This is a genomic window from Listeria cornellensis FSL F6-0969 (assembly GCF_000525855.1).
Lineage (GTDB): Bacteria > Bacillota > Bacilli > Lactobacillales > Listeriaceae > Listeria_A > Listeria_A cornellensis.
This window is the reverse complement of record NZ_AODE01000010.1, coordinates 43,270-52,644: the sequence shown is the minus strand read 5'-3', so window position 1 is coordinate 52,644 and position 9,375 is coordinate 43,270. Positions and strand designations below refer to the sequence as shown.

Below are 9,375 nucleotides of genomic sequence, written 5' to 3'. Positions count from 1 at the left end.
ATTCTAACCGAGCTTTACAACCAAATCAACGACCGCAAAACTACGCCAAAAGAAGGCTCCTACACCAATTACCTATTCGACCGCGGACTCGATAAAATTTTGAAAAAAGTGGGCGAAGAGACGACCGAAGTAGTCATTGCCGCGAAAAATAACGATAACGCAGAACTTACATCTGAGCTCGCCGATCTGACCTACCACGTCCTCGTATTGCTAGCCCAGCAAGGCCTAACACCAGACGATATCGCACGCGAACTCGAAAAACGTGAAGGCAAAATCAGCGTCACCAAAGACCGCAACCCAATCGACGAATTATAAGGAGGCCCACCATGGTAAAATCATCCCTAAACACCCTATCTGCCTATAAACCAGGCAAACCACTAGAAGAAGTCCGCCGCGAACTCGGACTCAAAAAAAATCATTAAACTCGCATCCAATGAAAATCCGTTTGGCACATCCAAAGCCGTCACGCGCATCCTCAAAGAAGGCGCGATCGACCTGTCCTACTATCCCGACGGCGCCGGCCGAATTTTGCGCGAAAACATCGCTACTTTTCACGGCGTTCCGACAGATAATATCTTGCTCGGTTCCGGCCTCGACGACGTTATCCAAATCATCTCACGCGCCATCCTAGAACCTGGCGACAACATCATCGAAGCCGCGCCGACCTTCTCCCAATACTCCCTACACGCCACAATCGAAGGCGCCAAAACGCAGCGCATCCCAGTCGATGAAACAACCGGGAAATCCGATCTCACTGCCATGGCAAGCGCCGTCAATCCGCGCACAAAAATCATCTGGCTTTGCAATCCAAACAACCCGACAGGTACGATTTCCACCCAACAAGAAGTCCTAGCCCTACTCGAATCCGTGCCTAAAGACGTCCTCATAATCAGCGACGAAGCCTATTTCGAATACGCCACAACCGCAGAATATCCAGACACATTCGCGCTACTAGACCAATTTCCAAATCTCATCATCATGCGCACCTTCTCCAAAATTTACGGCTTAGCAGGCTTGCGCATCGGATACGCGATTATCCCAGACGCACTAAAAGAGCCCCTCAATATCGTGCGTCTCCCATTCAACACATCCAGCGTCGCCCAATCCGCCGCGACCGCCGCACTCGCCGACCAAGCCTTCATCGAAAAATGCGTCACGGCCAACACCGAAGGCCTAAAACAGTGGTACGACTTCCTAGACGCGCGCGGCCTAGCCTACTACAAATCCGACGCCAACTTCATCTTTTTCGACACCGAGCGCGACGCCACCGACCTATTCAACCAACTACTCCAAAAAGGCTTCATCGTACGCGCCGGCCTCAAACCCAATTGGCTACGAATCACCATCGGATCCAACAAAGAAAACCAAGATTGCATCCAAACTCTAGCATCCATTTTGGACAACAAATAACGCACTCTAACACGTCTCTAAGCCTGCTCTCATCACATTCTCATCAAAACAAGCCAACCTGACAAAACTGTCACATTACCGTTTCAAATTGTAAGCCAAAGCGATGTTACAACTCCCCATTTAAAGTTATACTTGTTTTATTGGAGCAAGTCATCTTTTCCCCAAGATGATGTGGCGGCGACGATAAATAAAAATGAGCTTTCTTTTAAAGACCTAATACACGCTTCAAAAGAAAACTCATTTCCTATTCAAAATAGACGAGCATTACTCGCTTTGCTCCATATGGAGAATACACCCTATACCTTAAAATTTCCCTGATATCCCTTTTATATCGTCGCCACCACACACTCCTGAAAAACTCCCTACAGGCGCACGCGGTTCCCCCCGTGTGTGCTTTTTGTTGTGGCTCTTATGAAGCGTACTTTGCTGAATTAGAGCCTCAATATGCATGCGAGCGCAGCGAGCATGTAATCCCCCAGTGGCTCTTACACTCCAAACCACGAACCACACCAATACCAGCCACAAGCCAGTTAGAGCCTCAATATGCATGCGAACGTAGTGAGCATGTAATCCCCCAGTGGCTCTTACACTCCAAACCACGAACCAAGCACCACACCAATACCAGCCACAAGCCAGTTAGAGCATGTAATCCCCCAGTGGCTGTTATGCACCAATCCACAAACCTAGTCACCCTAAACTCCACAGCGACACCAGCCAAACCAAGAACCCACTACCGCTTCCTACTAGCCACAAAGTAAAACACAAAATTCAACACCAAGCCCACCACTGCAACAATAACAACAACCAATATCAATTCTGATTTCGTATTTACATAATTAATCAAATTCAATACCAGAAGTAACGCCCACATGACTGTCAACATAACCAGATTTAATTTTGATGCATATAATCGCTTCATACCGCGCTCACATCCTTACCTAATTCTCTATCCTAAAATGTTTTCCCCGTGTTCTCCTCCACCCATTTATCTAATCCAGTCTTCGGATAATACATATAACCATCAATAGTAATACTAGGCAAATTCCCAACCTTTTGCAGTCGTTGCATCTCTTTTTCATCGATGCCTAAGTAGGACAGCAAACCATCCTCATCCAACAATTTCGTATCCGAATTTTCTATATTAACACCTATAGACGATCCATCATCCGACAGCTCGATTGGATTTGGGCTATCTTCTGAACCGGCTAAACCACTTCCAATCATAAACCCCGCTACAATCACACAAATCCCAATAATCCACGCATGCTTATTTTCCATATCATTTGTTCTCCTTATTCTAATATTTCAATTTCCGAGACAGACTTATCCACATCATATTTAGCCAAGTCACCTAGTTCTGCTGACATAACTATCCCATTTTCAAAATGTTTATCGTAAACACTAGCGCTAAAATTCAATTTTTCATCCCCGTTAGCATAGCCATCAATATAATCTGTCCCCATTGGATTTTTTCCTACATCCGTTATGGTGATATTATGTATATCTTTGTAATTATATTTAAAATATATTTCGATTCTATTTTTTTCAACTGCAATCCGATCGCTTTGTTTTTTTTTCAATTTTGTTGTTAACCATAAACACTCCCCCTATTACTATAGCTATCAGTACGCATACAAAAATACAGATCAATAACCTTTTTTTCATCTCCTCACCTCTCAGATAATTATACCATATTCCTCAATCTTCTGTTATAATAAAAATAATTGCCATGAAATGCTAACAAATTTGTCAAAGGAGAATCTGTTCAAATGATTACAGATGAAATGAATTTCGAACTTTCCAGCACAATTTATGGAAATAAATTACTAAAAATTGGCGCTAATATCAACTTGAAAAACGAAAAATGGGTCACACTAGACTCAATAAACACCAAAGATAGCCTACAAGGTGTTGCAGTTGTCCGATTAAACGAATATAAAGACTGGAAATCAGGAAAACTTAACGAATTCTCCCATATTATTTTCGCATCAAGAGGTTCTCAGGAAGCCAAGGATTTTGTTGTCGATGCAAAATTAGTTACGCAATCAAAGCCAAAAGCAGGGGATCAATTTTATGACTATAACCAATTTGTCAACAAAACCATTAAAAAATACACAACGAAAGACTACAGTTTTACTGGTCATAGTTTAGGCGGTGCACTTGCTCAATACGAATCCGTAAAGCATTTAAAACCCGCAACTACATTCGCAGCAGCCAGAATTTTCAATAAGTTAACAGATGAGGAGCAAGCAAAAGCAACAAAAGGCGACTATTGGTCTTTAATCAAAGACTACAGTCATACCGATGATTGGGTTGGGGCTCTACCGCCAAATGCTTCCGTTTTCTATCAGCAATTTTCCATGGGGCGCAATGATACGAAGCACTCTATTCTAGATATTCTCAACTTATCTGGACATATGCCTGACACTTTTACAGGCCATTTCAATTCTAACGGCTCTGCAAAACTGGCCATTTCACCCGATGATATTCAACAACTAGGAACCCGCATTAAAAATTTATCACTACATATAGACGACATGATATGTTCGCTCGATGAAGCCCGTGCGTTTGAGGAAAGTGAAATTCGCTCACTCGAAAATAAAATGTACCATGAAACATATAGCGGAAAATATAATCATTTAACAGAATATGATATCGATGATAGTTTACGCGACTTATCAAAAAATAAAGCTGGTGGTGTTTATCGACTACATGATGACGAAGAATTGCTCGATTTTGTCTATCGTTTGAGAAAAATAAAGCAAGAGCTATATGAATTCGGTGATAACGTCGGCTATGCTGGGTATAAATTCAAAGAACAAGATGCTGATCTTGGCAATGTTTTATCAAGAATTCTAATGTAGAATGGAGAGTTAGTAATGGATTATTCAAATATGTTAGCCGATATAAATAAAGCACTGGATAGCGCAATTAAGCTCGGTTCTAAACACGCTATTGACAGCTTGCAATCTGAGAAAAAATACATTGAACGTCAAGCACAATTAACTCTATTACGTGCGGAACTCGAGCAAAAAACAAATGAAATTTCAACTAAAACTAAAGAAATACTTAGTGGCAACACTCGACTTTTTGAAGAATGGTTCCATGAACTGACAAACATAGAAAACCAACTAAAAATTTCTTTTGAAAGCAAAACTGGACAAGCCATTGGAACCTCACTGATGAACAAGCGCAACACACTTTGTCAATACTATGGGCAAGACTATCGAGAGTTGCAAAATGGCTTTAAAGTTAGACCAATTTCATAATTGACATCCCTTGCAATCCCACGACTTTCAGAGGTAAAAAATCGCTAACTCCCCAGATTAGATAGCTTCTTCTATGAACAGAAATATTGCAAAACGATTGATTCAATATAGATGAAAAATAAATAAATGGGGGAATGAAATGAATTTTTATGATTGTAATGGGAAGGCAATAGCATACCTAAGTGACGATAAGTATATCTTCTTATTTTCAGGTAAGCCAGTTGCATATTTTTCTGATGATGCAATATATGGATTTAACGGGAAATATCTCGGATGGTTTCAAGATGGTTGGATGATTGCTCTAGATGGTACTAGAGTATTCTTTACAGAAAATGCTACTGGAGGACCTATGAAGCCTATGAAACAAATGAAACAAATGAAACCTATGAAATCTATGCAACAAATGAAGCCCATGAGATCTATGAAAAGCATGCTTTCTTTGTCTTGGTCTTCTCTATCTGGAACATTATTTTTTGAACAATAATTGCATTAGAAATATTTGATTGGGCTATCTAATCTGGGAAGTTAGCGATTTTCTTTTCTATAAAAACCATTAGATTGCAAAACCTTTGAATTATGAATTTGATTCAGTTAGGTAAAGATTTTAAATTTTTATACTCAAAAAATAAAACTTCATGAAACGCTAGGCATCCAAAAAAAAAATGGCCTATCCGTTTTTTGGATAGGACTAAAATTTTGTTTACATAAATCGAGAAAATGTGTCTGTATTATTGAAACTTGGATTGGTTTAGCTGTTTACTATGATCCATTGTGGCTAAAGAAAATCCTTGATTAGAGTTAGATTCTATTTCAGTTCAAAGCGGCTTCACAACAGTCGGCTGATAATCAATCAAAATCATCGACCGTTCTCCATCCTCGTCGCCACTCCCCTTACAAACCGCACTCACATAATGGCTCACCGCCACATCCGCAACCCCGTAGGACTCCAAGCCTTTCGTCAACGCAAAATCCGCAAAAATATGCCCCGCGTCAATATTTTCCGGGAACTGATCCACATCATCCACCGTCGCAATCACGTTCTCGCCGCCAACGACATTCTGGCGCTTCACCAAATGCGCAAACGTAAACGGCTCGCCATCCCGATGCAAACAATTCGGCGACGAAACCGCCTCGTCCACATCCTGCTCCACCTTCAACTTCACAAAATGCACGCCCACATTCACCGGCATCACCATATCCCGCGCCTCCCAATACGTCTGCGCAAAATCAAACTGAATAATCCGCTTCAAAAGCTCATTTTCAAGCATCTCCTGCTGCAACATCGGAAAACTACGATACGCGTCCTTAAACTCTGGATTAAACGCACCCTGAAAATACTCCGCAACCGCTTCCCCATCCTCATTCAGCATCGCCGGCAACCATTCCACCTGACTCGACCACGGCAAAATAACCGCACGCGAAAAACGGCGATAACGATGAAGTCCAGCCGCATAAACATCGACCGGCAAATCCTCAAAAGCCCTCTCAATCTCAGCAAACTGTTCCTCAATCCAAGCCGCATCCTTCTTATATAAACGACCAATATCCGCCCCTGCATCAAACCGAATAAAGCCCTTTTCTAACATATCATTTTTGTACACTATCCATTCCCTCATTTCTTTTCAAAACTCCCTCTCATTGTAACATTCCGAAGCCACTCAAAGAAAGCGTTTGTAAATTGCGCACCTTGTTAAAAAAATCAGAAAAGTCGTTTTTTTTACCTTGTATACTTGACGTTTTTCATGTAAACTAACATTATAAGTGAATTTTTCGAAGGCTAGCAACTCGAAATAAAAGAAAAGTGAACATTTGATGTATACCTTTTATGTCACATTTATTCTCACTTAAAATAAAACCACGAGGAGCGATTCAATATGGCACAACCAACAACAGTGACAAAAGAAGTCGAGGCAGCAGAAAGTTACACAGCACGTATCTTTGAAACAGTAAAACAACGTAACCCTTCTGAGAATGAATTTCACCAAGCCGTCGAAGAATTTTTACAATCCTTAGTCCCAGTTTTAGCGAAAGAGCCGAAATATGAGGCAGCTGGAATTCTAGAAAGATTGACCGAGCCAGAACGACTCATCACATTCCGTGTCCCTTGGGTAGACGATAACGGCAATGTCAAAGTTAACCGTGGGTTCCGCGTACAATTCAATAGCGCTATCGGTCCATATAAAGGCGGACTTCGTTTCCATCCATCGGTAAACGGCAGTATCGTCAAATTTCTTGGATTCGAGCAGATTTTCAAAAACTCCTTAACTGGCTTGCCAATCGGTGGCGGTAAAGGTGGTTCCGACTTTGATCCTAAAGGGAAAACAGACAATGAAGTGATGCGTTTCTGCCAAAGCTTCATGTCCGAATTGCAGAAATATATCGGCCCAAATACCGACGTTCCAGCTGGTGACATCGGTGTCGGCGCCCGCGAAATCGGCTTCCTATTCGGCCAATACAAACGCCTAAACGCCTTCGATGCCGGCACGCTAACAGGTAAAGGCCTGAACTATGGCGGAAGTTTAACACGTACCGAAGCAACAGGTTACGGCGTAGTCTACTTCACCCAAGAAATGCTCCAAGACAAAAATGATTCCCTAAAAGGCAAAAAAGTCACTGTTTCCGGTTCAGGTAACGTCGCGATTTATGCCATCGAAAAAGCCCACGAACTCGGCGCAACTGTCATTGCATGTAGCGATTCAAGCGGCTACATCCTAGACGAAAACGGCATCAACGTCGCAACCGTCAAGCAATTAAAAGAACAAGAACGCAAACGCATCAGCGAATACACCAAACACCATCCCAATGCTACTTTTGTGGCAAATGGAGATATTTGGTCCCTACCCGCTGACATCGCCCTACCTTGCGCGACACAAAACGAAATCAACGCAGACCAAGCCTCAACACTCGTTAACAATGGCGTTATCGCAGTAGCAGAAGGCGCAAACATGCCATCCACGCTCGATGCTGTTGCCGTGTTCCAAGAAAACAACGTATTATTCGGACCTGCAAAAGCCGCAAACGCTGGCGGAGTTGCCGTATCAGCCCTAGAAATGGCCCAAAACAGCATCCGGATGAGTTGGACTTTTGAAGAAGTGGATTCTCACTTGAAATCGATCATGAAAAACATCTACAAAAACGCTAGCGCCACAGCATCCGCTTACGATGCATCTGGAAATCTAGTCGTTGGTTCCAACATCGCCGGTTTCCTCAAAGTTGCCGATAGCATGTTGACAGAAGGTATTATCTAAACAACGAAAAGACCGAATTAGGATGGGCTACTTCCCTCACTATTCGGTCTTTTTTTCTGCTATATTCTAACGTATTCGACTCGATATGACGCGTCAGTGTACTCCCGGCACCAACAACGACATTCGCTCCAATACTTATATTTGGCACCACCACACTCCCAGCACCAATCAACACATTATCGCCTACTGTACACCCACCAGTCACAACACTTCCTGGAGCAAAATGAACAAAATTCCCAACCGAAATGTCATGTTCCACAGTCGCGCCACTGTTTACAATAACATGTTTCCCAAGCACCGTATTCGCCTGAACAATCGATCCGGCCATCACCAAACTGCCCTCGCCGATTTCCACCGTTGCCTCGACAAACGCCGTCGGATGAACAATCACCGCAAATTTTTTTCCCAGCTAAAGCCAACGTCCGAGCGATTTTTTTCCGAATTTCATTATCTCCAATCGCTACAAAAAAGGCAACATCGGCATTCATTTGCGTCAAGCCCTGCAATTTTTCATCCAATGCTGTGTAGATAATTCCTTCTCGCGCCACAGGTTCACGATGCTTATCATCCCATACCTCGGTCAGCCGATACGTCCCACTCTCCCGAACGATATTCTGAACCATTTTACTATGCCCGCCGTCGCCAATAATAATAAGCGATTCTACCGATGCTTTTTTCCTAAATAAAAATGGCATCACCTTCTGTATATCCCCCCATTTCACAAACAATACATCCCGAAACGGCACGTTATATTTCCGCTTAAACCAAAGCAACATCGTTACACCACAAAAAGCATACGAGATCACCGAAGCAAACGCAGAACCATAAATATGAAAAGATGGAATGAGCGCCACGTTCAAGCCGATGTTCAGTAGCACACTAATGAGCAAGGTGATGAAGTAAAAACGCCACCCACCATTTGCCGAAAACAGCGTCCCAATAATTTTCGTATAGACCATAAAAGGAACCGCCAAAAACATCAACACGACAATCGGATACGCCGCTACAAAATCAGCTCCAAATAAGAATCCCAATATCGGCTTCCCAAAAGCAATGACCAGAATCGCAACGGAAACAACCGCCGTGAAACCTAACCGAATCGAAAACGTCATCCGCTTCACATCATCTTTACGTGCATTATGATGAAACATAACCTCTTTAAAAATATCCGGAATCATCCACGAATACTCCGCAAGCGCCACACCCGTGCTGTACAACCCAATATGATAAAAATCAACGGACATCATTTTCAAAATAATTATATCTGCTTGGTAATTAATCGCGATCAAAAAAGAGGTTAACAACGGAAGAAACGCGAGTGCTGTCATCTTCTTATATTTGACAGGAACAATCGTAAACTTAAAATCCTTATCCCACAACGACGCTAAAGAAAAGACCATCGATACATAGCTTTTCAATCCGAAAATAATCAAAATCAGATACAAATT

Annotated in this window: 11 protein-coding genes and 1 pseudogene; 6 read left to right on the top strand and 6 right to left on the bottom strand. The window is 42.4% G+C overall.

Annotated features, from left to right (window positions below):
- On the top strand, nt 1–315 hold the full coding sequence (gene hisE, locus PCORN_RS03990; RefSeq protein ID WP_149024252.1) for a phosphoribosyl-ATP diphosphatase: 315 nt from the start codon (nt 1–3) through the stop codon (nt 313–315).
- Between the two features lie 11 nt (nt 316–326).
- Nucleotides 327–1,410, top strand: a pseudogene (gene hisC / locus PCORN_RS03985) (histidinol-phosphate transaminase).
- A 730-nt stretch (nt 1,411–2,140) separates the two neighbouring features.
- Here hisC and PCORN_RS03975 read toward each other — a convergent pair.
- The 3 genes from PCORN_RS03975 to PCORN_RS03965 are packed head-to-tail and all read right to left on the bottom strand — an operon-like array spanning nt 2,141 to nt 2,990.
- On the bottom strand, nt 2,141–2,329 hold the full coding sequence (locus PCORN_RS03975; RefSeq protein WP_036077749.1) for a hypothetical protein: 189 nt from the start codon (nt 2,327–2,329) through the stop codon (nt 2,141–2,143).
- Between the two features lie 32 nt (nt 2,330–2,361).
- Entirely contained in the window at nt 2,362–2,688 is a 327-nt protein-coding gene (locus PCORN_RS03970) for a MerR family transcriptional regulator (RefSeq protein WP_036077748.1), read from the bottom strand.
- A 14-nt stretch (nt 2,689–2,702) separates the two neighbouring features.
- Complete coding sequence (locus PCORN_RS03965; RefSeq protein WP_036077747.1) at nt 2,703–2,990, bottom strand: DUF1433 domain-containing protein; 288 nt, start codon at nt 2,988–2,990, stop codon at nt 2,703–2,705.
- A gap of 189 nt (nt 2,991–3,179) precedes the next feature.
- Here PCORN_RS03965 and PCORN_RS03960 point away from each other — a divergent pair, with 189 nt between their 5' ends.
- The 3 genes from PCORN_RS03960 (at nt 3,180) to PCORN_RS03950 (ending at nt 5,163) form a co-directional block, all read left to right on the top strand.
- Complete coding sequence (locus tag PCORN_RS03960; RefSeq protein ID WP_036077745.1) at nt 3,180–4,274, top strand: lipase family protein; 1,095 nt, start codon at nt 3,180–3,182, stop codon at nt 4,272–4,274.
- A gap of 15 nt (nt 4,275–4,289) precedes the next feature.
- Nucleotides 4,290–4,679 (top strand): hypothetical protein, encoded by a 390-nt coding sequence (locus PCORN_RS03955; RefSeq protein ID WP_036077743.1) that lies wholly within the window; start codon nt 4,290–4,292, stop codon nt 4,677–4,679.
- 139 nt (nt 4,680–4,818) lie between these two features.
- Nucleotides 4,819–5,163 carry a 4-fold beta flower protein gene (locus tag PCORN_RS03950; RefSeq protein ID WP_036077740.1) on the top strand — a complete coding sequence of 115 codons (345 nt, stop codon included), beginning with the start codon at nt 4,819–4,821 and terminating at the stop codon, nt 5,161–5,163.
- Nucleotides 5,164–5,494: 331 nt separating this feature from the next.
- Here PCORN_RS03950 and PCORN_RS03945 read toward each other — a convergent pair whose 3' ends face one another.
- Nucleotides 5,495–6,295, bottom strand: coding sequence for a 2OG-Fe dioxygenase family protein (locus PCORN_RS03945; protein ID WP_051999240.1), 801 nt, complete (start codon nt 6,293–6,295; stop codon nt 5,495–5,497).
- Nucleotides 6,296–6,553: 258 nt separating this feature from the next.
- Between PCORN_RS03945 and gdhA the strand changes: the two genes are divergently transcribed.
- Nucleotides 6,554–7,927 carry an NADP-specific glutamate dehydrogenase gene (gene gdhA / locus PCORN_RS03940; protein WP_051999239.1) on the top strand — a complete coding sequence of 458 codons (1,374 nt, stop codon included), beginning with the start codon at nt 6,554–6,556 and terminating at the stop codon, nt 7,925–7,927.
- Here gdhA and PCORN_RS03935 read toward each other — a convergent pair.
- Both PCORN_RS03935 and PCORN_RS03930 read right to left on the bottom strand, forming a co-directional pair.
- Nucleotides 7,920–8,255: a DapH/DapD/GlmU-related protein gene (locus PCORN_RS03935; protein WP_077913776.1), complete on the bottom strand. Its 336-nt coding sequence runs from the start codon at nt 8,253–8,255 to the stop codon at nt 7,920–7,922. The genes gdhA and PCORN_RS03935 overlap by 8 nt on opposite strands.
- Nucleotides 8,176–9,372, bottom strand: coding sequence for a PglD-related sugar-binding protein (locus PCORN_RS03930; RefSeq protein WP_036077738.1), 1,197 nt, complete (start codon nt 9,370–9,372; stop codon nt 8,176–8,178). The genes PCORN_RS03935 and PCORN_RS03930 overlap by 80 nt, the downstream gene beginning before the upstream one ends.
- Nucleotides 9,373–9,375 lie beyond the last annotated feature (3 nt).

Excerpts from the sequence above, each read along its gene's own strand:
- PCORN_RS03975 (WP_036077749.1), bottom strand. The coding sequence starts at position 2,329 with ATGAAGCGATTATATGCATCAAAATTAAATCTGGTTATGTTGACAGTC.
- PCORN_RS03970 (WP_036077748.1), bottom strand. The coding sequence starts at position 2,688 with ATGGAAAATAAGCATGCGTGGATTATTGGGATTTGTGTGATTGTAGCG.
- PCORN_RS03960 (WP_036077745.1), top strand. The coding sequence starts at position 3,180 with ATGATTACAGATGAAATGAATTTCGAACTTTCCAGCACAATTTATGGA.
- PCORN_RS03955 (WP_036077743.1), top strand. The coding sequence starts at position 4,290 with ATGGATTATTCAAATATGTTAGCCGATATAAATAAAGCACTGGATAGC.
- PCORN_RS03950 (WP_036077740.1), top strand. The coding sequence starts at position 4,819 with ATGAATTTTTATGATTGTAATGGGAAGGCAATAGCATACCTAAGTGAC.
- PCORN_RS03945 (WP_051999240.1), bottom strand. The coding sequence starts at position 6,295 with ATGAGGGAATGGATAGTGTACAAAAATGATATGTTAGAAAAGGGCTTT.
- gdhA (WP_051999239.1), top strand. The coding sequence starts at position 6,554 with ATGGCACAACCAACAACAGTGACAAAAGAAGTCGAGGCAGCAGAAAGT.
- PCORN_RS03935 (WP_077913776.1), bottom strand. The coding sequence starts at position 8,255 with ATGGCCGGATCGATTGTTCAGGCGAATACGGTGCTTGGGAAACATGTT.